The organism is Kitasatospora sp. NPDC096140 (assembly GCF_040303045.1).
Lineage (GTDB): Bacteria > Actinomycetota > Actinomycetes > Streptomycetales > Streptomycetaceae > Kitasatospora.
Genome location: NZ_JBEOUW010000034.1, coordinates 59,481 through 81,206 on the forward strand (window position 1 = coordinate 59,481; position 21,726 = coordinate 81,206).

At 73.6% G+C, this 21,726-nt stretch carries 19 protein-coding genes; 2 read left to right on the top strand and 17 right to left on the bottom strand.

Going from position 1 to position 21,726, the window contains the following annotated elements; genetic code table 11:
- Positions 1–78 precede the first annotated feature (78 nt).
- The 5 genes from ftsY to ABT048_RS29595 form a co-directional block, all read right to left on the bottom strand.
- Entirely contained in the window at positions 79–1,323 is a 1,245-nt protein-coding gene (ftsY, locus tag ABT048_RS29575) for a signal recognition particle-docking protein FtsY (protein ID WP_350524598.1), read from the bottom strand.
- A 48-nt stretch (positions 1,324–1,371) separates the two neighbouring features.
- Complete coding sequence (gene smc, locus ABT048_RS29580) at positions 1,372–5,001, bottom strand: chromosome segregation protein SMC (RefSeq protein WP_350524599.1); 3,630 nt, start codon at positions 4,999–5,001, stop codon at positions 1,372–1,374.
- 159 nt (positions 5,002–5,160) lie between these two features.
- The gene (locus ABT048_RS29585) at positions 5,161–5,364 is read right to left on the bottom strand and encodes a hypothetical protein (RefSeq protein WP_045702518.1); all 204 of its coding nucleotides are present in this window, start codon (positions 5,362–5,364) and stop codon (positions 5,161–5,163) included.
- A 414-nt stretch (positions 5,365–5,778) separates the two neighbouring features.
- The gene (locus ABT048_RS29590; RefSeq protein WP_350524600.1) at positions 5,779–6,078 is read right to left on the bottom strand and encodes an acylphosphatase; all 300 of its coding nucleotides are present in this window, start codon (positions 6,076–6,078) and stop codon (positions 5,779–5,781) included.
- Positions 6,079–6,207: 129 nt separating this feature from the next.
- Positions 6,208–7,560, bottom strand: a complete 1,353-nt coding sequence (locus ABT048_RS29595) for a hypothetical protein (protein ID WP_350524601.1) — start codon at positions 7,558–7,560, stop codon at positions 6,208–6,210.
- A 320-nt stretch (positions 7,561–7,880) separates the two neighbouring features.
- Between ABT048_RS29595 and ABT048_RS29600 the strand changes: the two genes are divergently transcribed.
- Positions 7,881–8,804, top strand: coding sequence for a DMT family protein (locus tag ABT048_RS29600; protein WP_350524602.1), 924 nt, complete (start codon positions 7,881–7,883; stop codon positions 8,802–8,804).
- Between the two features lie 6 nt (positions 8,805–8,810).
- Here ABT048_RS29600 and mutM read toward each other — a convergent pair whose 3' ends face one another.
- The 10 genes from mutM to ABT048_RS29650 form a co-directional block, all read right to left on the bottom strand.
- Positions 8,811–9,689 (bottom strand): bifunctional DNA-formamidopyrimidine glycosylase/DNA-(apurinic or apyrimidinic site) lyase, encoded by an 879-nt coding sequence (gene mutM / locus ABT048_RS29605; protein ID WP_350524603.1) that lies wholly within the window; start codon positions 9,687–9,689, stop codon positions 8,811–8,813.
- A gap of 55 nt (positions 9,690–9,744) precedes the next feature.
- On the bottom strand, positions 9,745–10,533 hold the full coding sequence (gene rnc, locus ABT048_RS29610; protein WP_350524604.1) for a ribonuclease III: 789 nt from the start codon (positions 10,531–10,533) through the stop codon (positions 9,745–9,747).
- Positions 10,534–10,553: 20 nt separating this feature from the next.
- Positions 10,554–10,727 carry a 50S ribosomal protein L32 gene (rpmF, locus tag ABT048_RS29615; RefSeq protein ID WP_030275709.1) on the bottom strand — a complete coding sequence of 58 codons (174 nt, stop codon included), beginning with the start codon at positions 10,725–10,727 and terminating at the stop codon, positions 10,554–10,556.
- Between the two features lie 2 nt (positions 10,728–10,729).
- The gene (locus ABT048_RS29620; protein WP_350524605.1) at positions 10,730–11,374 is read right to left on the bottom strand and encodes a YceD family protein; all 645 of its coding nucleotides are present in this window, start codon (positions 11,372–11,374) and stop codon (positions 10,730–10,732) included.
- Positions 11,375–11,537: 163 nt separating this feature from the next.
- Positions 11,538–12,716: a F0F1 ATP synthase subunit B gene (locus tag ABT048_RS29625; protein ID WP_350524606.1), complete on the bottom strand. Its 1,179-nt coding sequence runs from the start codon at positions 12,714–12,716 to the stop codon at positions 11,538–11,540.
- A gap of 217 nt (positions 12,717–12,933) precedes the next feature.
- The gene (gene coaD / locus ABT048_RS29630; protein ID WP_350524607.1) at positions 12,934–13,425 is read right to left on the bottom strand and encodes a pantetheine-phosphate adenylyltransferase; all 492 of its coding nucleotides are present in this window, start codon (positions 13,423–13,425) and stop codon (positions 12,934–12,936) included.
- A gap of 50 nt (positions 13,426–13,475) precedes the next feature.
- Positions 13,476–14,057 (bottom strand): 16S rRNA (guanine(966)-N(2))-methyltransferase RsmD, encoded by a 582-nt coding sequence (gene rsmD, locus ABT048_RS29635; RefSeq protein WP_350524608.1) that lies wholly within the window; start codon positions 14,055–14,057, stop codon positions 13,476–13,478.
- 122 nt (positions 14,058–14,179) lie between these two features.
- Positions 14,180–14,713 (bottom strand): hypothetical protein, encoded by a 534-nt coding sequence (locus ABT048_RS29640; protein ID WP_350524609.1) that lies wholly within the window; start codon positions 14,711–14,713, stop codon positions 14,180–14,182.
- A 105-nt stretch (positions 14,714–14,818) separates the two neighbouring features.
- Positions 14,819–17,044 (bottom strand): ATP-dependent DNA helicase RecG, encoded by a 2,226-nt coding sequence (gene recG / locus ABT048_RS29645; protein ID WP_350524610.1) that lies wholly within the window; start codon positions 17,042–17,044, stop codon positions 14,819–14,821.
- 72 nt (positions 17,045–17,116) lie between these two features.
- Positions 17,117–18,850: a DAK2 domain-containing protein gene (locus ABT048_RS29650; RefSeq protein ID WP_350524611.1), complete on the bottom strand. Its 1,734-nt coding sequence runs from the start codon at positions 18,848–18,850 to the stop codon at positions 17,117–17,119.
- Positions 18,851–19,153: 303 nt separating this feature from the next.
- Here ABT048_RS29650 and rpmB point away from each other — a divergent pair, with 303 nt between their 5' ends.
- The gene (rpmB, locus tag ABT048_RS29655; RefSeq protein WP_014138233.1) at positions 19,154–19,339 is read left to right on the top strand and encodes a 50S ribosomal protein L28; all 186 of its coding nucleotides are present in this window, start codon (positions 19,154–19,156) and stop codon (positions 19,337–19,339) included.
- 412 nt (positions 19,340–19,751) lie between these two features.
- Here the strand turns inward: rpmB and thiD are convergent, their stop codons facing one another.
- Positions 19,752–20,573, bottom strand: a complete 822-nt coding sequence (gene thiD / locus ABT048_RS29660; RefSeq protein ID WP_350524612.1) for a bifunctional hydroxymethylpyrimidine kinase/phosphomethylpyrimidine kinase — start codon at positions 20,571–20,573, stop codon at positions 19,752–19,754.
- Between the two features lie 23 nt (positions 20,574–20,596).
- A complete protein-coding gene (locus ABT048_RS29665) occupies positions 20,597–21,622 on the bottom strand; it encodes an ATP-dependent 6-phosphofructokinase (RefSeq protein WP_350524613.1) in 1,026 nt (341 codons plus the stop codon).
- Positions 21,623–21,726: the final 104 nt, after the last annotated feature.

A 21,726-nucleotide genomic window follows, 5' to 3' on the forward strand; every position in this document is an offset into this window, starting at 1 on the left:
CCCGGGCAGCCGGAAGGGCCCGCCCCGAGCGGAGCGGACCCTTCGGAAGAGCGGCCTGCGGGAGGCCGGCGGGGAGCCTCAGTCCCCGATCAGCGCGTCCACGAACGCGCCCGGCTCGAACGGCGCCAGGTCGTCCGCGCCCTCGCCCAGGCCGATCAGCTTGACCGGCACGCCCAGCTCGCGCTGGACCGCGACCACGATGCCGCCCTTGGCGGTGCCGTCCAGCTTGGTCAGCACGATGCCGGTGATGTCGACCACCTCGGCGAACACCCGGGCCTGGATCAGGCCGTTCTGGCCGGTGGTGGCGTCCAGCACCAGCAGCACCTCGTCCACCGGGCCGTGCTTCTCGACGACCCGCTTGACCTTGCCCAGCTCGTCCATCAGGCCGGTCTTGGTGTGCAGTCGGCCGGCGGTGTCGATCAGCACGGTGTCCACGCCCTCGGCGATGCCCTCCTTGACCGCGTCGAAGGCGATCGAGGCCGGGTCCCCGCCCTCCGGGCCGCGCACGGTGCGCGCACCGACCCGCTCGCCCCAGGTCTGCAGCTGGTCGGCGGCGGCGGCACGGAAGGTGTCGGCGGCGCCGAGCACCACCGTGCGGCCGTCGGCGACCAGCACGCGGGCCAGCTTGCCGGTGGTGGTGGTCTTGCCGACGCCGTTGACGCCGACGACCAGGACCACGGCCGGGCCCTCCTCGTGCTTGGTGGAGCGGACGCTGCGGTCGGCGTCCTTGCCGATCAGCTCGACCAGCTCCTCGCGCAGCAGCCCGCGGAGCTCCGAGGGCGTGCGGGTGCCGAGCACCTTCACCCGGGTGCGCAGCCGCTCGACCAGCTCCTGGGTGGGGGCGACGCCGACGTCGGCGGTGAGCAGGGTGTCCTCGATCTCCTCCCAGGTGTCCTCGTCCAGGTGCTCGCGGGAGAGCAGCGAGAGCAGGCCCTTGCCGAGCGAGTTCTGCGAGCGGGAGAGCCGCGAGCGCAGCCGGACCAGCCGGCCGGCGGTGGGCTCGGGGACCTCGACGGCGGGAGCCGCCTCGGCCTCGGAAGGCTCGACCTCGACGACCTCGACGGCCTCGGGAGCTTCGGGAGCCTCGGCGGCCGGAGGCTCCGCCGGGAGTTCCACCTCCTCGACGGTGCGCCTGGGCTCCTCGGTCGGCGGCGCGGACTCCTCGCCGACCTGGGGCTCCTGCGGGGTGGGCTTCGGCGCCGTGATGACCGGCGCCTGCGACTTCGGGGGCAGCTGCTGGCGTCGTCTGCCGGAAACGACGAGGCCCGCGATCGCACCGATGGCGATCACGGCGATGACTACGGCAAGGATCACGTATTCCATAACGCCAACCAGTATCCGCGACCGGAGCCCGGATGGACCGCAGCCGGACTACGCCGATACGGTCCGAACCGTCCGCGGCCGCCGTTCCCGGTGCTCCTCCCGCAGCCGCTGGCTGATCACCTGCGAGATGCCGTCGCCCTTCATCGTCACGCCGTAGAGCGCGTCGGCGGACTCCATGGTCAGCTTCTGGTGGGTGATCACGATCAGCTGGGAGCTCTCCCGCAGCTCCTCCATGATCCCGATCAGCCGGCGCAGGTTGGTCTCGTCCAGCGCCGCCTCCACCTCGTCCATCACGTAGAACGGGCTGGGCCTGGCCTTGAAGATCGCCACCAGCAGCGCCACCGCGGTCAGCGAGCGCTCGCCGCCGGACAGCAGCGACAGCCGCTTGACCTTCTTGCCCGGCGGGCGGGCCTCCACCTCGACCCCGGTGGCGAGCATGTCGTCCGGGTCGGTCAGCACCAGCCGGCCCTCCCCGCCCGGGAAGAGCCGGGCGAAGACGCCCTCGAACTGGGCGGCCGTGTCGTGGTACGCCGAGGTGAACAACTGCTCGACCCGCTGGTCCACGTCCCGGACGATGTCCAGCAGGTCGCGCCGGCTGCGCTTGAGGTCGTCCAGCTGCTCCCCCAGGAACCGGTGCCGCTCCTCCAGCGCGGCGAACTCCTCCAGCGCCAGCGGGTTGACCCTGCCGAGCTGCTGGTACGCCTTCTCCGCGGCCTTCAGTCGCTTCTCCTGCTCGGCCCGGACGTACGGGTACGGCTCCCCCGGCTCCTGGCCCTCCTCGGGCGTCGCGGGCGGGACGGGCCGGTCCGGTCCGTACGCGGCGAGCAGCTCGCCGCCGTCGATGCCGAACTCCTCCAGCGCGCGGGCCTCCAGCTGCTCGATCCGCAGCCGCTTCTCCGCCCGCAGCACCTCGTCCCGGTGCCCGGCGTCGACCAGCTTGTCGAGCTCCTCCTTGAGGCCGCGGCCGTGCTCGCGGTGTTCCCGCAGCTCCTCCTCGCGCTCGGCGCGCGCCCGTTCGACGGCCTCCCGCCCGGCGTCCGCGCGGGCCAGCGACACCTCCAGGCAGGTCAGCAGCTGCCGGGCGCCGGCCGCGACGGCGTTCGCCACCCCGGCGTCGTGCTCGGCGCGGCGCCGGCGCTCCGCGGCCCGGTCGCGGGCCTCGCGCTCGGCCCGGGCGGCCCGGTCCAGCTGGTCCGCCCGCCCGGCCAGCGCGCGGACCCGCTCCTCGTGGGTGCGCACCGCCAGCCTGGCCTCCAGCTCGGCCTGCCGGGCGCTGCTCGCCGCCTCCGCCAGCCGCTGCTGCTCGGCGGTGTCCGGCTCGTCCTCCCCCGCGTCCGCCGACTCCTCGGCCGCGGCCAGGCGCTCCGCCAACTCCTCGGCGGTGTCCAGCAGATCGGCCAGGCCCTGCTCGGCGCGCGCGGCGGCGGCCGACAGCCGGTCGGCCTCCCCGGCGGCGGCGCGGGCCTGCCCGCCGAGGCGGCCGAGCGCGCCCGCGACCCGGGCCCGCTCCTTCTCCGCCTGCCGCCGCAGCTCGCCGAGACGTTCCAGCTCGGCGGCCGACTCCCCGCGCCGATCGGTGAGTTCGGCCAGCAGCTCGGCCGACTCGGCGCAGCGGACGGTGAGTTCCCCGATCGCGCGGGCCGCCTCGTCCACCGCGGCCTGGGTCTCCAGCAGGCTCGGCGCGCCACCGGAGCCGCCGTGCGCGAAGCCGGCGCCCAACCGGTCCCCGTCGGCGGTGACGGCGGTGACGGCGGGCAGTCCACGGCGCCCGGCAGGATCTGCGGGCCCTGCGGGCTGCCCGGCGACCAGGCGCAGCGCCGCGTCCAGGTCCGCGACCACCGCCACCCCGGCCAGCAGCTGGCGCACGGCGGCGAGCAACTCGGGCGGACCGTCGACGAGTTCGGCGGCCCAGCGGGCCCCGTCCGGCAACTCCCCTGCCCCGTGGGCCACTTCGCCGGCACCGGCGATCAGCAGCGCGGCCCGCCCGGCGTCGTCGGCGCGCAGCAGCCGCAGCGCCTCGGCGGCGGCGGTCGGCGATTCCACGGCCACCGCGTCGGCCGCCGCGCCGAGCGCCGCCGCGACCGGCACCTCGTACCCGGCCTCGATCCGCAGCAGCGCCGCGGCCGGGCCGAGCAGCCCGCCCAGCCGCTCCCCCGCCGCCAGCAGCGCGCCGGTGCCGTCCTTGCGGCGCAGCCCCAGCGAGAGCGCCTCGTGCCGTGCGGTGAGCCCGGCCCGCTCGCGCTCGGCGGCGCCGGCCGCCTCCCGGGCGGCGGCGAGTTCCCGTTCGACGGCGGCCAGGCGCTCCCGCGCCTCCTGGTGCCCGGCCTCGGCCTGCTCGTCGTCGCCGGCCGCACCGTCCACCTGCTGCTGGAGCTCGTCCAGCTCACCCTGCGCGGCCTCGGCGCGGAGCAGCGCCTCGTCCCGGGCCTCGGCGAGCCGTCCGATCTCGGCCTGGGCCGCGGCGGCCTCGGAGCGGGCGGCGGCGGCCTGCCCCTGCAGCCGGGCCAGGCCCTCCCGCCGGTCGGCGATGGCCCGGGCGGCGTCCCGCAGCCGGCGCTCCTCGGCGGCCAGCTCGCGCTCCAGCCCGTCCTTGCGCTCGACCGCCTCGGCCAGCGCGTACCGGGCCTCCTCCAGCGCCTCGGCCAGCGCCGCCTCCTCCTCGCGGATCCCGGCGGCCTCCCGCTCCAGCTCCTGCGGGTCGCGTCCGCGCCGCTCCTCGGTCCGTCCCCCGGCGGCGGCGTGCCGGGCCCGTGCCTCGGCCAGCCCGACGGTGCCGCGGGTGCGCTCGGCCAGCGCGGAGAGCCGGTACCAGGTCTGCCGGGCGGTCTCCAGGCTCGGCCCGAGCTGCCGGACCTGGGCGTCCAGGACGTGCTCGCGCTGCACCGCGCGGGCCAGCTCCTGCTCGACGGTGGTCCGGCGCAGCCGCAGCGCCAGCTCGTCCGCGACCTCGGCCTCGACGGCCCGGCGGAGCGTGGACAGGTCGTCGGCGAGCAGGCGCAGCCGGGCGTCGCGCAGCTCGGCCTGGATCCCGGCGGCGCGGCGGGCGATCCGGGCCTGCCGGCCGAGCGGCCCGAGCTGGCGGCGCAGCTCGGCCACCAGGTCCTGGACCCGGTTGAGGTTGACCTGCATCGCGTCCAGCTTCCGCAGCGCCTTCTCCTTGCGCCTGCGGTGCTTGAGGACGCCGGCCGCCTCCTCGATGAAGGCGCGCCTGCCCATCGGGTCGGCGTGCAGGACGGAGTCCAGCTGGCCCTGCCCGACGATGACGTGCATCTCGCGGCCGATGCCGGAGTCGGAGAGCAGTTCCTGGATGTCCAGCAGGCGGCAGGTCTCGCCGTTGAGCGCGTACTCGCTGCCGCCGTTGCGGAACATCGTCCGGGTGATGGTCACCTCGGCGTAGTCGATCGGCAGGGCGCCGTCGCCGTTGTCGATGGTGAGGCTGACCTCGGCGCGGCCGAGCGGGGCGCGCCCGCTGGTCCCGGCGAAGATGACGTCCTCCATCTTTCCGCCGCGCAGCGACTTGGCCCCCTGCTCGCCCATCACCCAGGACAGCGCGTCGACCACGTTCGACTTGCCGGAGCCGTTCGGGCCGACCACGCAGGTGATGCCCGGCTCGAAGCGCAGGGTGGTGCTGGAGGCGAAGGACTTGAACCCGCGCAGCGTCAGACTCTTCAGGTGCACGCGGCCGGTCTCCTCATCGCTCGCCGGGGCCCAGCGAGCGACTGTATCCGGAGTCGGACACGACGAAGGGACGCCACATCAGGGCGTCCCTTGCAAGCTGCGTCCCTTTCGGGGCGGCTCAGTGCACAGCGGCGTCGATCTGCGAGGACCGGGCGGGACTCAGGTGAGAGCCGGCTCCCGCTGATCCAGATCGATGCTGTTGAGCAGCGAGTGCTCGTCAGCGACAGCGGTGAGAGCGTCGTTCTCAGCCTGCATCCGAAGGAGCTCGGCTTCAAGGTCCTGGACGCGCTGCTGGAGCCGTCGCATCTCGGAGAGCATTCGCGGGTCGGGGCCGCCGACGTACCCGAGAAGCGCCTTTGCCATGATGAATGGTCCTCCACGCTGAGTGACCGAACCGGAATGGTTCAGGTCTAGGGGGAAGGGGGACGCACGCGCGGCGCGCCGCCGGAAGTGCTGGCTGGGCACTACGGCACAACCACCGTGAGCTGGGCTCACGGGGGCATGCGCCTGCCGGATTGACGCGGTCGTGTGCGCGGGCTTCCAGCGTCTCACCAAAGACGGAAAGGGTCAACACGATCACCGCACGCTACCGCGCCCCTGTCACCTGCCCGGCGGTGTGGTCACGCCTGGGGGGTCTTCGGGAGGGGTCCACCACGTGCTCGTGGATCATCGTTCGATGCGGAGTCAACCACGAGTCTGCCCGGATGGCAACCTCGTGACACCGCCGGTTCCGGATCTTTTCCCGACGGGCCCGGCGGCGGGCCCGCGGGCGGCGGCTCAGCGGATCTCGAAACCCTCGTAACCAGGGCCGACGGCCGTCCAGATCTCGGTCACGCCGCTGACGTTCCCCGGGGTCCCGGGGCCGCGCAGCCGGGCCAGCAACTGCTCGCAGTCGGCCGCGAGACCCTCCGCGACGACCTGCACCCGGCCGTCGCCGAGGTTGCTCGCGTAGCCGGTCAAGCCGATCTCCAGCGCCCGTGCCCTGGTCCACCAGCGGAACCCGACCTGCTGGACCTTCCCCCGGACCCAGGCGGTGACCCGGACCGGTTCCTCACTGTGGGCGTCGCGACCGTGCATGCCCCGACCCTAGCCGCCCGCGTGCCCGGTCACCGCCCGGGCCGGGCCCCGCACACGGGAGCGGCCCCGCCGGAGGAACCGGCGGGGCCGCGTGGGGTCGAGCGAGCGGGTCGGGCGTGCGGGCCGGGACTACCAGTCCCCGCCGCCTCCAAAGTCCCCGCCGCCGCTGAAGTCACCACCACTGGTGAAGTCTCCGCCGCTGAAGTCGCCCGCGTTGAAGTCGGCCCCGGTGTAGTCGCCGCCCTCGTACTGGTCCTGGTAGCCGTGGTCGCCGTCCATCATCGGCGACGCGTAGGCCGGGGTGCTCATCATCGAGCCGAGCATGGTGCCGACCAGCAGGCCGGGCAGCAGGCCGCCGCCGAAGCTGCTGTAGTAGCCGCCCGCGTACGGGGCGTACGCCGGGCCGGCGTTCCAGTACGGCTGCGGGCCGTACTCGGTGTCCACGGTGCGGACCGCCGGGTCGAGGCCAGCCGCCACCCGGTCCGCGTCGGCCTGGCAGACCGGGACGGAGCGGGCGGAGCCGCCGGCCGGGGCCCAGTCGACGTCCTTGACGGACGGGCCGTGGCGCGGGTCCATGAAGCACGGGGGCCGGCGCTCGGGCAGCGGGCGCTTGTCCCGCCGGGCGCTCAGGGTGGCCAGCGCGAACCGGCCGTCCTCGATCGCCTCGGTGACCTGCTTGACGTCGTCCGGCCGCTTGGCCTCCTCCATCAGGCGCTTGGACTTCTCGTACGCGTCCAGGGCGTGGGTGTAGTCCGTGCGCTGGGCGTCGTCGGCGTCCGCAGCGGCCGGGTCGAAGTCGAGCCGGTCCAGTTCCTCGCCGAAGGCGGTGATGTCCTCGTCGACCACCCGGCGCACCTGCTCCAGCTCGGCCCGGGCCTGCTCCTCCTTGCGCTTCTTGGCGCGGCGGAAGAGGAGGAAGACTCCGGCGCCCGCCAGGGCCACCAGCACGACCGGGATGACCACCCAGGCGATCGAGGTGCTGTGGTTGACGCCCTCGCCCTTGGTCTGCGGGGCCGCCTGGTCCACGAAGTCGTTCAGGGTGGCGTCGATGTCGCCGCCGTCGGCGCGGGCGACTGCGCCGGAGATCCGCTGTGCGACGCCGGCGGCCATCGCGCCCTTGTCCGCCTTGGCGAGGAAGCCGTCGCCGCGCCAGACCCCGTACACGCCGTCGATGCCGACCAGGGTGCGGAGGTCGGTGACGACCGTCTCCTTGCCGTAGGCCGGCGAGTCGGGCACGACCGCGATGAAGATCGGCTTGTCGGCCTTGTCGATCTTCTTGGTCAGGGCGTCCGCCTGGGCCTGGCTGAAGCGGTCGGTCATCGCCGGGTCGACGTAGACCTTGCCCTTCTTGAGGGCGGCGGAGGCGTCGCTCAGCCCGCCCGCGGCCGAGGCGGCCGGCGCCAGCAGGAGCAGCAGCCCGAGCAGCGCCGCCACCAGGGCAAGCGGCCCGGTGCCCCGGGACCGTCGTGCAAGGGTTCTCATGTCCCCGACGCTACCGTGAGCGGCGTCGGAGCACGCCATACCCTTCGCATACTGGTAGGGACGGAACACCCCGCCGTCCGCCGGGTCAGGTCCCCTTCCCGGGGATGATGTTCCCCCCGGCCGACCCTGACGCGGGCGGGGCGGGGGAACCGCCGCAGGCCCCCGGACGTAGGTCCGGGCGGGCCCGGCCCGGCTCCGGGGCGCCGCAGAGGGCGTGCCGACCGTACCGGGCGAACGGGCATAGTGGTCCCGGACCACCGGTCCCATTGCCTTTCCTTTACCCAGCCCGTTCTCGACCCACCTCCCGATCGGAGCACTTGGTGATCATCGGCCTCGTCACCGCCGTGGCGGCATCCGCCTGCTACGGCACCGGCTCGGTCCTGCAGGCCGTCGGATCCCGCCGTTCCGCCCGGGAGGAGGCCGCCAAGGGCGCCACCACCTCGACCACCGAGCACGGCGGACCGAGCCTGTCCTCGACCGCGAAGGCCGCCGTCACCTGGGAGTTCATCCTCGGCACGGTGCTCGACCTGATCGGCTTCGGGCTCGGCGCACTGGCCGCCCGGCTGCTGCCGCTGTTCCTCTCCCAGACCATCATCAGCGCCAACCTGGTGATCACCGCGCTGCTCAGCATCAAGCTGCTGGGCCTGCGGCTCAAGCAGCTGGAGTGGGCCTCGATCGGCGTGCTCTGCTCGGCGCTGGTGCTGCTGGCCGTCTCGGCGGGCCCGGAGGGCGGCCACCACGCGGCGATGTCCTTCCACTGGTGGCTGCTGATCATCACCACCGTGGTGCTGGGCGGCGGCAGCCTGCTGGTGCGCCGGATGGGCGCGAACGGCGCGATCGTCGCCGGTCTGCTCTCCGGCCTCGGCTTCGGCGCCCTGGGCGTCGGCGTGCGCATCCTGAACGGCGTCGACCCGTTCGAGCTCGGCGCCCTGCTGTCCGACCCGGCGCTGTACGCGATCCTGGTCGGCGGCCTCGGCGGCATGTACATCCACACCGTGGCCCTGCAGATCGGCTCGGTGAACGGCGCGACGGCCGCACTGGTGGTCGGCGAGACGGTCCTGCCCGGCGCGGTCGGCGTGATCTGGCTCGGCGACTCCTCCAAGGCCGGCCTGGGCTGGCTCGGCGTGGTCGGCTTCCTGCTCGCGGTGGTGTCCGCGGTCGGGGTCGCCTACTTCGGCCAGGACACCCACGGCGCCCCCGACGGGGCGGACGCCGGGCATCCCGAGCTCGCCGGCCGCAAGTAGGCCGGGTCAGCCCCCGCTGCGGGCCCGCGGCACGCGCTGGCAGCGGGGGCAGAAGTAGCTGGAGCGGTTCATCCAGGCCGCCCGCCGGATCGGGGTGCCGCAGCGGCGGCAGGGCTCGTGCTCGCGGCCGTAGGCGTCGAGGTCCCGGGAGAAGTAGCCGCTCTCGCCGTTCACGTTGACGTAGAGGCTGTCGAAGCTGGTGCCGCCGACGGCGAGCGCCGCGGTCATCACGTCCCGGGCGTTGGCCAGCAGGACGGCGGCCTGCGGGCGGGTCAGCGTCGGCGTCGGGCGGTCGTAGTGCAGCCTGGAGCGCCACAGCGCCTCGTCGGCGTAGATGTTGCCGACACCGCTGATCAGGGTCTGGTCGAGCAGCGCGCGCTTGACGGTGGTGCGCTTGGCGCGCAGCGCGGCCACGAAGGCCCCGTCGTCGAAGCGCGGGTCGAGCGGGTCGCGGGCGATGTGCGCGATGGAGACGGGCGTGCCCTCCGGGTCGCCCTCCTCGGCCTCCTCGACCGCCAGGCCGCCGAAGGTCCGCTGGTCGACGAAGCGCAGTTCGCGCCCGCCGTCGGCGAAGCGCAGCCGGACGCGCAGGTGCGTCTCGTCCGGCACCGACGGGTCCTGGACGAGCAGCTGGCCGCTCATCCCGAGGTGGCCGATCAGCGAGAAGCCCGTGCCGGTGCCCGTCAGTGGCACCCACAGGTACTTGCCGCGCCGCTGCGCGGTGCCGAGGGTGGTGCCGGTCAGCCGGGCCGTGAAGTCGACCGGACCGGCCGGCTGGCGGCGCACCGCGCGCGGGTGCAGCACCTGGACGTCGGCGACGGTCCGACCGGCGACCCAGGCGGCCAGACCGCGGCGGACGACCTCGACCTCGGGGAGTTCGGGCACGGGAAGGAGCCTCCTGCTTCGATACGGATCCGCAGGAGGAAAGGCTACTTCGCGATCACGCCCCGGCGGGAAGCCGGTCGGCGTACTTCTCCTTGATCGCGCGCCAGGCGCTCTCGGCGGCCTTCTGCTCGGCTTCCTTCTTCGAGCGGCCGACGCCGCTGCCGAAGTCCTCGCCGGCCACCCGGGCCGCCGCGGTGAAGGTCTTCTCGTGGTCCGGACCGGACTCCATGACCACGTACTCGGGAACCCCGATGCCCACCGAGGCGGTGAGCTCCTGCAGGCTGGTCTTCCAGTCCAGGCCGGCGCCCAGCTGAGAGGACTCCTCGATCAGCGGGTCGAACAGGCGGTGGACGAAGTCGGTGGCGGCGTCCAGACCCTGGTCCAGGTAGACGGCCCCGATCACGGCCTCGACGGTGTCGGCGAGGATCGACGACTTGTCGCGGCCGCCGGTGCCCTCCTCGCCCTTGCCGAGGCGGATGAACGTGCCGAGGTCCAGACCCCGGCCGACGTCCGCGAGCGCGCGGGAGTTGACCACCGCGGCGCGCAGCTTGGCGAGCGTGCCCTCCGGGACGTCCGGGTGGACGCGGTAGAGGGTGTCGGTCACCACGAGGCCCAGCACCGAGTCGCCGAGGAACTCCAGGCGCTCGTTGGTGGGCAGACCCCCGTTCTCGTACGCGTACGAGCGGTGGGTCAGTGCACGTACCAGAAGGGCGCGCTCAAGCGTGTACCCGAGGCGCCCTTCCAGGACGTCGTATTCGGTCGAAGCCGGCCCGCCGGCCTTGCCGCCGCCCGAAGAACCCTTCGGGGCGGAGGACGCCTTGCGGGTGGAGTTACCGTCCGACATCGATCCGTACACCCCGCCGATCAGACCGAGAGGACCTGGCGACGGTTGTACGTGCCGCAGCTCGGGCACGCGATGTGCGCGAGCTTCGGCTCGTGGCAGCGGTCGCACGCCACGAGGGCCGGGGCAACGGCCTTCCAGTTGGACCGGCGGTGGCGCGTGTTGCTGCGCGACATCTTCCGCTTCGGAACAGCCACGGCTACTTCTCCTGGTTCTCGGCGAGACCCTCACGGGTGTCGCTGGTCTTGATCCCGTCACCCTCGTCGCCGGGGGCGGCGGAGAGTCCCTGCAGAGCCGCCCACCGGGGGTCGACGGCGTCGTGGTGGTGCGTCGGGTCGTCGCTCAGGCGCGCTCCGCATTCGGAGCACAGGCCCAGGCAGTCTTCCTGGCACACCGGCTGCAGCGGCAGTGCGAGCACCACCGCGTCACGCAGCACCGGCTGGAGGTCGAAGAAGTCGCCCTCCAGGCGGTAAGTCTCTTCTTCCGAGTCCTCGTCGAGGTCCTCGGTCCCGGTGGTCCGGGCGCGATGGCGCTCGTCGGACTCCGGGTAGTAGTACAGCTCCTGGAAGTCCACGTCGACGTCGAACTCGACGGGCTCCAGGCACCGGACGCACTCGCCCTCGACGTGGGCGTCGGCGGTGCCGGTGACCAGCACGCCCTCGACCACGGACTCCAGGCGGAGCTCCAGCTCGATCGGGCTCTTCTCCGGAACACCGATCACATCGATGATCCCGAAGCCCTCGGGGGCCTCCAGGGTCCGGGACACCTTGCGCATCGAACCCGGGCGACGACCGAGCTCGTGCGTGTCGAACACGAGGGGGTCGCGGTGGTCGAGGCGGTTCACGGTGTCCTGACTTCCATTGGAAACGATCGAAAGATTCCCCATACAGGTCGACCTTGCGCGGGCAAGCCGACGGCCGGACATGGGGATGCCGGAGTGGTCAGACTACCGGAGTCTCCCGCCAGGCCCAACTTCGGTCCCGTCAGGAGACTCCGCGACGGTCCGCTCAGCGGCCGCCGAGCTCCCGCAACCTGGTCATGTCGATCATGCTGGTGTCGAAGAAGCTGGTCTCGTCCAGGCCCTGCTGCTGCTGCGGCACGGCCGGCGGGGCGGCGGGCGGCTGCGGGTAGTTGTAGCCGTCGTACTGCTGCGCGCCGTAGCCCTGCTGCTGCTGGTGGTGCTGGTGCTGCTGGTAGGCGTAGCCGTCCTGCTGCTGGGCCGGGTAGCCCTGCTGCTGGTAGCCGTCCTGCTGCCCGCCCCACTGGGTGTTGTACGGGTCCCCCTGGGCGGCCGGGTCGTAGCCGCCGCCGTACACCTCCGCGTACTGGCCGCCCTGCTGCTGGGCGGCGGCCGCGTACTGGTCGGCGCCGGGGTCCTGCCAGCCCGCCGCGGCCGGGGTCTGCTCGGGCCAGGTCTGCTGCTGCGGGACGTCCTCGCGGTACCAGGCGATGTCCTCGCCGTCGGCGTCCGTGGCGAAGCCCGCCGCCACCGCCTCGGCCCGCTCCTTGGCCTGCTGCGCCTCGTCGGCGGCGGCCAGGTAGGCACCCAGCTCGTCGATCGGCCGCTTGCCGAGCAGCTTGTCGCGGCCCTTGCCGACGGCCTCCAGGGTGGCGCTGAGCACGTTCTCCAGCGTGGCCAGCTTCACATCGACGTACTCGTCGACCTCGGGGCTCGGGCTGATCCGCTGCGGCCGGAACTCCTCGCCGTCCGTCTCGCCGTCGTGCTCGGTCTCGAAGACGCCGGAGTCCCCGCGCAGCTTGGTGCGGCCGCGGCCGACCGCGCCGAGCGTCTTGGTCAGCACCACCTCGAAGTTGGCGAGCTTGCTGTCCACGTAGTCGTCGGCCTCGGCCCGCTTGGTGTCGACCTCGGACCGCGCCTCGGCGAGGATCCGGTCGGCCTGGGACTGCGCCTGGCGGACCACCTCGGTGTCCGAGATCAGCGAGCCGCGCTCGGCGTGCGCGCCCTGGATGATCAGCTCGGCCTCGGCCTGGGCACCGGCCACCACCTGCTCGTGGTCGGCCATCACCGACTGGGCCTGGGCCAGTTCGGCGGGCAGGGCCGCCTTGAGGTCGTTGAGCAGGCCGATCAGCTCGGCCCGGTTCACCACGCAGGAGGCCGACATCGGCATCGAGCGGGCGTTCTCGACCGCCGCCACGATCTCGTCGACCTTGTTCTGCACGTCCACGGGGCTTCGTCTTTCCGTGTGCCGCCGACGGTCCGGCGGAGGCAGGCCCGGCGCGGTGGACCTCACCGCAGGGCAGGACTACAGACTGTACGGCCACCTCGGGGCACGGTCACAACACCCGAGCCGAACCGGCCTCCCGGCCACCGGACAAGACGTGACGAACCGGCAGAAAGGGACGTCCTGCCCCGGGAGGCCGACCGGCCGCCCACCGCTCCGCCTACTGCTCGGCCTTGCGCTCCGCGATCCGCTCGACCAGCCGACGGTGCACCGTCTCGGGCAGCAGGTGCGAGACGTCGCCGCCGTACGAGGCGACCTCCTTGACCAGCGTCGAGGAGAGGAAGCTGTAGGTCGGCGAGGTCGGCAGGAACAGCGTCTCGACGCCGGTCAGCCCGTGGTTCATCTGGGCCATCTGCAGCTCGTAGTCGAAGTCGCTGACGGCGCGCAGGCCCTTGACGATCGCCGGGATGCCGCGCTCCCGGCAGAAGTCCACCAGCAGGCCGAGGTGCGACTCGACCACGATGTTGCCGTACTTGGCGGTGGTCTCCTCGATGAGCTCGATCCGCTCCTCGATGGTGAACATGCCCTGCTTGTTCCGGTTGATCGCGACCGCGACATGCACCACGTCGTAGAGCTTCGAGGCCCGCTCGATGATGTCCAGGTGACCGTTGGTGATCGGGTCGAACGACCCGGGGCAGACGGCTCGGCGCATGGCGTGTGTGCTCCCTCGTGGGGTGACGGCTCTTGCGGGCCCGCGGCCCGCTACTCCTGCTGGTCGGCCGCGGCGGCGCGACCGTACCAGAGCGTGCCCTCGCCGTAGCGGCGGGAGCGCAGTCCCTCGAAACCCCCGGGCCAGTCGAACTCGCCGCCGCGGGTGCTGCGCTCCACGGTGACGAGTGTGTCCTCCGCCAGCCAGCCCCCGGCCAGGAGTGTGATCAGCATCTCGCGGAGTTCCGCGTCCGTCACGGCGTACGGCGGGTCGAGGAACACCAGGTCGTACGGGCTCTGCGGGGGCGGGCCGGCGATCACCTTCTCCGCCTTCGCGGCCCGCACCTCGGCGCCCGGGAGGCCGAGCGTGCGGACGTTCTCCCGGATCACCCGGGCCGCCTGGTTGTCCGCCTCGACCAGCAGGACGTGCTCGGCGCCGCGCGACAGCGCCTCCAGCCCGACCGCGCCCGATCCGCCGAACAGGTCGAGCATCCGGGCCCCGTGCACGGTGCCGCGCAGCGCCTCCAGGGTGGAGAACATCGCCTCGCGGGCCTTGTCGGAGGTCGGTCGGGTGCCCCGGCCGGGCGGTACGGCCAGCCGGCGGCCGCCGGCCGCCCCGGCGATCACGCGGGTCATGGTGGTGGGAGGTCCTTTCGTCGCTGCCCGACCACGCTATCCCGCCCGCCGCACCGGCCCCACACCGAGCGAGTGCGGCCCGGTGGACGGCTCCACCGGGCCGCACCCGCGCACTCGGGTGGTCAGCTCGCCTCGGAACCCACCGACTGGCCCGGGACCGACCCGCCGAGCAGGGCCGGCGAGGCGTAACGGGACCAGGACAGGCAGCCGTCGGGCGGGCAGAACTCGGGGCGGCGCGGGTCGTGCCCGAGCTCGCGCAGCTTGGTCCGGACGGAGTCGGGCGTACGGCCGAAGCGGGCGGCGATCCGGGCGACGGTCTCGCCGTCGTGGAAGCGCCGGACCAGCTCCTCCTCGTGCTGCGGGACCCAGGGGGCGCCGTGGCCGGGGTACAGCTCGCGCAGCACGTCGCGGTCGGGGATGGGCTCGGAGACGTCGGCGACGATCGCCAGTGCGCGCAGCGCGCGGTTCAGCGCGATCCGCAGCGAGGCGACGTCCTCGACCGGCAGGCGGAGCTTGCCCGAGGCGAGCGGCGCGGCCGCCGCCCCCTCGCGCCAGCCGGTGAGGGTGAGGGTGACCTCGCGGTCGTCGTCGCTGGCGAGTTCGATCCGGAAGACCTTGTCGCCCAGCGGGAGCTCGTTGAGATGACGGAATGCCATGGCAGGACCCCCAAGTGTCGTGCCAGGTACGCACCTTGGAGGTGCGCCCTGAACACCTTCATTCTCTCCCGGGGGTCTGACAATCCGGCTCGTCCGAGGGACCGCTCAGCCCTTCTCCATGTAGGCCGCGCGGTCCTCGTCGAGCAGGCTCTCCAGGGCGGTGCGCAGCTCCGGGTGGGCGGCCAGCTCCGGGTCCTCGGCGACCAGCCGGGTGGCCTCGGTCCGCGCGGTGAGGATGACCTCCTCGTCCTCCAGCACCGACAGCACCTTGAGCGAGGACTTCACCCCGGACTGCGCCTGGCCCAGCACATCGCCCTCGCGGCGCTGTTCGAGGTCGATCCGGGAGAGCTCGAAGCCGTCCAGGGTGCCGGCCACCGCGTCCAGCCGGGCGCGGGCGGGGCTGGCGCCGGGCATCTCGCTGACCAGCAGGCACAGGCCCGGTGCGCTGCCGCGGCCGACCCGGCCGCGCAGCTGGTGGAGCTGGGAGACGCCGAAGCGGTCGGCGTCCATGATGACCATCGCGGTGGAGTTGGGGACGTTGACGCCGACCTCGATGACGGTGGTGGCGACCAGCACGTCCACCTCCCCCGCGGCGAACCGGCGCATCACGTCGTCCTTGGCGTCGGGCGCCAGCCGGCCGTGCAGGATCTCCACCCGCAGACCGGCGAGCGGCCCCTTGACCAGCTTCTCCGCGGTCTCCACCACGGAGAGCGGGGGCCGCCGTTCGTCGCTCGCGGCGCCGGCGTCGGCGACCTCCTCGAAGTCCTCCTCGGCCGCCTTCCGCTTCTTCTTCGCGGCCTTCGGATCGGCTGCGGGCTCCTCGTCCCCGATCCGGGGGCAGACCACGTACGCCTGGTGGCCCTTGTCGACCTCCTCGCGGACGCGCTCCCAGGCCCGGGTGAGGAAGTTGGGTTTCTCCAGCGCGGGGACGACGTGGGTGGAGATCGGCGAACGGCCGGCCGGCAGCTGGTCCAGGACGGAGGTCTCCAGGTCCCCGAAGACGGTCATCGCGACGGTGCGCGGGATCGGGGTGGCCGTCATCACCAGCAGGTGCGGCGGCTGCTGCCCCTTGGCGCGCAGCGCGTCCCGCTGTTCGACGCCGAAGCGGTGCTGCTCGTCGACCACCACCAGGCCGAGGTCCTGGAACTCGACCTTGTCCTCGATCAGCGCGTGGGTGCCGATGGCGAGCCCGGCGTCCCCGCAGACCATGTCCAGCATCGCCTGACGGCGCGCGGCGGTGCCCATCGAGCCGGTCAGCAGCACCACCCGGGTGGCGTGCTCGGAGCCGCCGAGCATGCCGCCCTCGGCGAGGTCCCCCATCATCTCGACGATCGAGCGGTGGTGCTGCTGGGCGAGCACCTCGGTGGGCGCGAGCAGCACGGCCTGGCCGCCCGCGTCCACCACGGCGAGCATCGCCCGCAGCGCGACCAGCGTCTTCCCGGAGCCGACCTCGCCCTGGAGCAGCCGGTGCATCGGGTGCTCGGTGGCCAGATCTGCGGCGATCTCGGCGGAGACCTTCTGCTGGCCCTCGGTGAGGGTGAACGGCAGCCGGGCGTCGAAGGCGTCCAGCAGGCCGCCCGCCCGGGCCTTGCGCGGCTTGGCGGGCAGTGCGGAGTCCGCGGCCCGGCGCTGGGCCAGGGCGACCTGGAGGACGAAGGCCTCGTCCCAGCGCAGCCGGCTCTGGGCGCGCTCGCGGTCGGCCTGGCTGCGCGGGCGGTGGATCAGCTCCAGCGCCTCGGGCAGCGGGATCAGGTCGTGGCGCTCGCGCAGTTCGGCGGGCAGCGGTTCGCCGACGTCGCCGAGGTGCTTGGTGAGCGCGGTCTCGATGCAGATCGACAGCTTCCAGCTGGGCATCTGCGCGCTGGCGCCGTACACCGGGATCAGCCGGCCGGCGAACTGCTTCGCGGCGTCGGAGCCGGCCTCCTCGTCGAGCAGCTGGTAGTCGGGCGAGACCAGCTGGCGGCTGCGGTTGAAGACGCCGACCTTGCCCGCGAACAGGCCCTGGGCGCCGGCCTTGAGCTCCTTCTGCCGCCAGCCCTGGTTGAAGAAGACCAGCGAGAGCCGGCTGCGGCCGTCGGTGACGACGACCTCCAGGCGGTCGCCCTTGCGGCCGCGGAACGGGATCAGGGTGACCTTCTCGATCCGGGCCAGCACGGTGACGTGCTCGTCGATCTCCAGGTCGTCCAGGCTGGTGAGCTGGCCGCGCTCGACGTAGCGGCGCGGATAGTGGTGCAGCAGGTCCCCGACCGTGCGCAGCTTGAGGCTGTCGGCGAGCACCTTCGCGGTGCGGTCGCCGACGAGTTTGGTCAGTGGTTCATCGAGAGCGCCCATCAGGGCCCTGTTTACACCACGGGACCGACGAACCGGGCCTCGCGCCGCCCGCCGCCGCGCCCGGACGGGCCGCTACTCCACGCCGATGAGCAGCGGCGCCGACTCCTGCCCGCCGTGGAACACCACCGCGTCCACCTCGGGCCGCCCGTGCCGCACGTGCGTGACCAGCCGTTCGGCCAGCGCCTCGTCGGTGCCGTCGCCCAGGACCAGGGTGACGAGTTCGCCGCCCGCGCCGAGCATCCGGTCCAGCACGCTCGCGCCGACCTCCTCCAGGCCGGTGCCGATCACCGCGACGTCGCCGTCGATCAGCCCGAGCACGTCCCCGGCCTGGCAGACCCCGGCCATCGTCCAGGACTCCCCCTCGGCGACGGCGAGTTCGGCGTACCGGGTGGCCCCGGCGGCGGAGGTCATGGCGACCACGTCCTCGTCGAAGCGGCGGCCGCCCTCGTGCACCGCGAGCGCCGCCAGGCCCTGCACCGGCGAGCGGGTGGGCAGCACGGCGATCCGGACGCCCTCCTCGCGCAACTGGTCGGCCGCGGCGCCGGCGGCGGCGCGCAGTTCCGGGTCGTTGAGCAGCAGGACGACCTCGCGGGCGGCCGAGCGGCGGACGGCGGCGGCGAGTTCGGCGCTGGCCGGCGGCCGGTCCGGGTCGGCGTGCAGGACGACGGCGCCGGCCTGCTCGCACAGCTCGGCCAGGCCCTCGCCGGAGACCACCGAGAGCACCGCGCGCGCCCGCTCCTCGCGCTCGCCGCGCTCGGTGGCGGTGCCGGCCCTGGCGGCGGCCTCGGCGAAGTGCGTGATCCGGATCCGGTGCGGGCGCCCGGCCTCGACCCCGGCCTCCACGGCGGCGCCCGCGTCGTCCACGTGGACGTGCACGCTCCACAGGCCGTCGCCGCCGCCGACCACCAGGGAGTCGCCGAGCGCGCCGAGCCGCTCGCGCAGCACGGGGAGCGCCTCGTCGGGCGCGTCCAGCAGGTAGATGACCTCGAACGCGGGGTGGCCGGGGCCCACGGAGGGGGCATCGCGCAGCGATCCGAGCGAAGGGTGGTGGCGGGTGACGGCGAAGGGGGCATCGCGCAGCGATCCGAGCGAAGGGTGGTGGCGGGCGGCGGGTGGGCGGACGTGCGCCTCGCAGCCCGCCACGGCCCGGACGTCCCCGCGCAGCGCGACCGGCCCCATCGGCTGCTGCCCGGCGACGGCGTCGGCGAGTGCGCCGAGGACGGCGACCAGGCCCCGCCCGCCGGCGTCCACGACGCCGTTCTCGGCGAGCACGGCGAGCTGCTCCGGGGTGTGCCGCAGGGCGTCCCGGGCGGCCCGGTAGGCGGTGTCGGCGACCTGCGCGAGCCCGTCCCCGGCCCGGACGGCCTCCCGGGCGGCGACCCGGGCGACGGTCAGCAGGGTGCCCTCGACGGGCTCCGCGACGGCCTGGTAGGCGGAGTCGGCGGCCCGCTGCAGGGCGGCCCGCAGCTGTTCGGCGCCGCCGCCCTCGGCCAGCGTCTCGGCGGTGCCGCGCAGCCACTGGGCGAGGATCACGCCGGAGTTGCCCCGGGCGCCGACCAGCGCGCCGCGGGCCATCGCCCGGACCGCGTCGGCCAGTCCGGGGGCCGGGTCGGCGGCGGGGTCGGCGAAGCGGCTCTCCACCTCGGCGGCGGCGGACTCGACGGTCAGGTAGAGGTTGGTGCCGGTGTCGCCGTCCGGGACGGGATAGACGTTGAGCGCGTCGATCTCCTCGCGGGCCTGGCCGAGCGCGCGCAGGGCGAGCTGGCACCAGCTGCGCACGGCCGGCGCGTCGAGCGTGTGCAGCACCAGGTCTCCTCCGGATGGGACGCCGCGACGGCCCGTGGGGCGGCAGCACCTTCGAGGCGGCGGCGAGGGGTGATACCGGCAGGCTATCGGGGGCGGGGCGGAGTGGGCCGTCCGGACCGGCGGCCCGAGCGATCACTCGGCCGGTCATGGTAGTTTCGTGGGACGGAAGCAAGCGTTGTATGCTCTTCCGGTTGCCTGGAACCGTCCAGGCTCACCCCCTTATCCGGTCTGGTTCACGTGAGTGCTCCGGTGGGTGGGCGGGGTTTTCGAAAGTATCTGATCTGAAGTCTTGGAGTGACTCCTGTGGCTGCCAACTGCGACGTCTGCGGCAAGGGGCCGGGCTTCGGCAACAGCATCTCCCACTCTCACCGCCGTACCCCCCGTCGTTGGAACCCCAACATCCAGACGGTGCGCGCTGTGATTGGGCGGACGCCGAAGCGGCTCAACGTCTGCACCTCGTGCATCAAGGCCGGTAAGGTCTCGCGCTGACGCGCAGACCGGCATGCCGGTCCTCCAGTGAGCCGGTTCATCCTCGGATGGGCCGGCTTCGCTGTTTCCACGGCCGGCAACGCCGTATTCCGGACTCACCGGTGGTGGGGGGGGGGCGGGCCCGGGGCCCCCCCCCCCACCGTTGGTGGTGTCCTCGGCGTGCGCGCCCCCCCCCGGGACGGCGGCCCGGCGGAGCGGAGGGCGCAGCGGTTCGGCCCCCCCCACGCCCGCCCCGGGGCGGGGGGGCCCCCCGCGGCCCCCCCGCCCCCCCCCCCGGTCGCCCCCCCTCGGGGGGGGCGGCCCCCCCCCGCCCCGCCCCCCCCCCACGACTGTTTTCCGGGACTCCTCGGCTTCCGGACTCCTCGGCTTCCGGACTCCTCGGCTTTCCGGAGTCCTCGGCTTTCCGGACCCCTCAGCGCCAGCGCCAGGCGTGGTCGACCGGCCCGATCCCGGCGCCCAGCGCGAAGCCGCCGGCGATCGCACCGGTGATGTACTCCTTTGCCGAGCCCACCGCCTCCGGCAGCGGCTCGCCCTTGGCCAGGCCGGCCGCGATCGAGCTGGCCAGCGTGCAGCCGGTGCCGTGGGTGTGCCGGTTGTCGTAGCGCGGCGCCCGGTACCAGTGGACCTCCTCCGGCCCGCCGTACAGCAGGTCGGCGGCCTCGCCCTCCAGGTGGCCGCCCTTGACCAGCACCCAGCGCGGACCGAGGTCGAGCAGCGCCTCGGCGGCGTCCAGCATCTGCCCCTCGTCCTCGACGGTCCGGCCGGTGAGCTGCGTCACCTCGTGCAGGTTGGGGGTGGCCAGGGTGGCGACCGGCAGCAGCTTCTCGCGGACGGTGCCGACGGCCTCGGCAGCCAGCAGCGCGTCGCCGTGCTTGGAGACGCCGACCGGGTCGACCACGACCGGGGCGTCCACCCCGGCCAGCAGCTCCGAGACGGTCTCGACCAGCTCGATCGAGGCGAGCATGCCGGTCTTCACGGCCTGCACCCCGATGTCGTCCACCACGCTGCGGAACTGTGCGCGGACGGCCTCGGCGGGCAGTTCCCAGTAGCCCTGGACGCCGAGCGAGTTCTGCGCGGTGACGGCGGTGATCACGCTCATGCCGTGCACGCCGAGGGCGAGCATCGCCTTGAGGTCGGCCTGGATGCCGGCGCCGCCGCCGGAGTCGGAGCCGGCGATGGTGAGCACGCGCGGGGGTGCGGCGGAGGCGCCGGGGGTGCGAGGGGGGAGGACCATGGCCCCAACCTACCTGCGCGGATTCAGAGCACGGCTTCGGATTCCACCCAGCGGCCCTCCGGCACCGTCTTCAGCCGGGTCACCGCGTCGCCGATCGGCAGCAGTTCGATCCCGGTCCGGCGCAGCGCGGTGAAGTGCCCGAACGCGCCCTGGTGGACGGCCTCCACCGCGTGCCAGCCGAAGCGGGTGGCGAGCACCCGGTCGTAGGCGGTCGGGGTGCCGCCGCGCTGGGTGTGGCCGAGGATGACCGGACGGGCCTCCTTGCCGAGCAGGTTCTCCAGCTCGTGGGCGAGCCGGTTGCCGATCCCGCCGAAGGTCCGGTGGCCGTACTGGTCGACCGCGCCGTGGTCGAAGCGCATGGTGCCGGGCATCGGGGTGGCGCCCTCGGCGACGGCGATGATGGCGAACTTCTTGCCGCGGGCGAAGCGGTCCTCGACCATCCGCGCCACCGCCTCGATGTCGAACGGCTTCTCCGGGATGAGGATGCCGTGCGCTCCGCCGGCCATGCCCGCGGTGAGGGTGATCCACCCGGTGTGCCGGCCCATCAACTCGACCACCATGACCCGCTGGTGGGACTCGGCGGTGGTCTTCAGCCGGTCGATCGCCTCGGTCGCGACGTGCACCGCGGTGTCGAAGCCGAAGGTGACGTCGGTGGCGTCGATGTCGTTGTCGATGGTCTTCGGCACCCCGACGACCGGCAGTCCGGCGTCGCTGAACAGCTTCGCGGCGGTCAGCGTCCCCTCGCCGCCGATCGCGATCAGCGCGTCGATGCCGATGTCCCGGGCCAGCACCTTCGCGTTCTCCACCGCCCAGGCGATCCGGTCGCGCCGCACGCGGGCCGAGCCCAGGATGGTGCCGCCGAGGGTGAGCAGCCCGGTGACGTCGTCGTGCGAGACCGTCCGGGTCCGGCTCTCGATCAGGCCGAGGAACCCGTCCAGGATGCCGACGATCTCGTCGCCGTGGACGTCCGTGCCCCGGTGCACCACCGAGCGGATCACCGCGTTGAGGCCGGGGCAGTCGCCGCCGCTGGTCAGTACACCGATGCGCATGTCAGGTGTGCTCCCGCTCGCAGTGGTTCGGGCCACCCGCCCCGGACGGTGTGGTGGCGGGCGGGCTCGGATGCCGCAAGCCTACGCAAAACGCACCCCCGAAT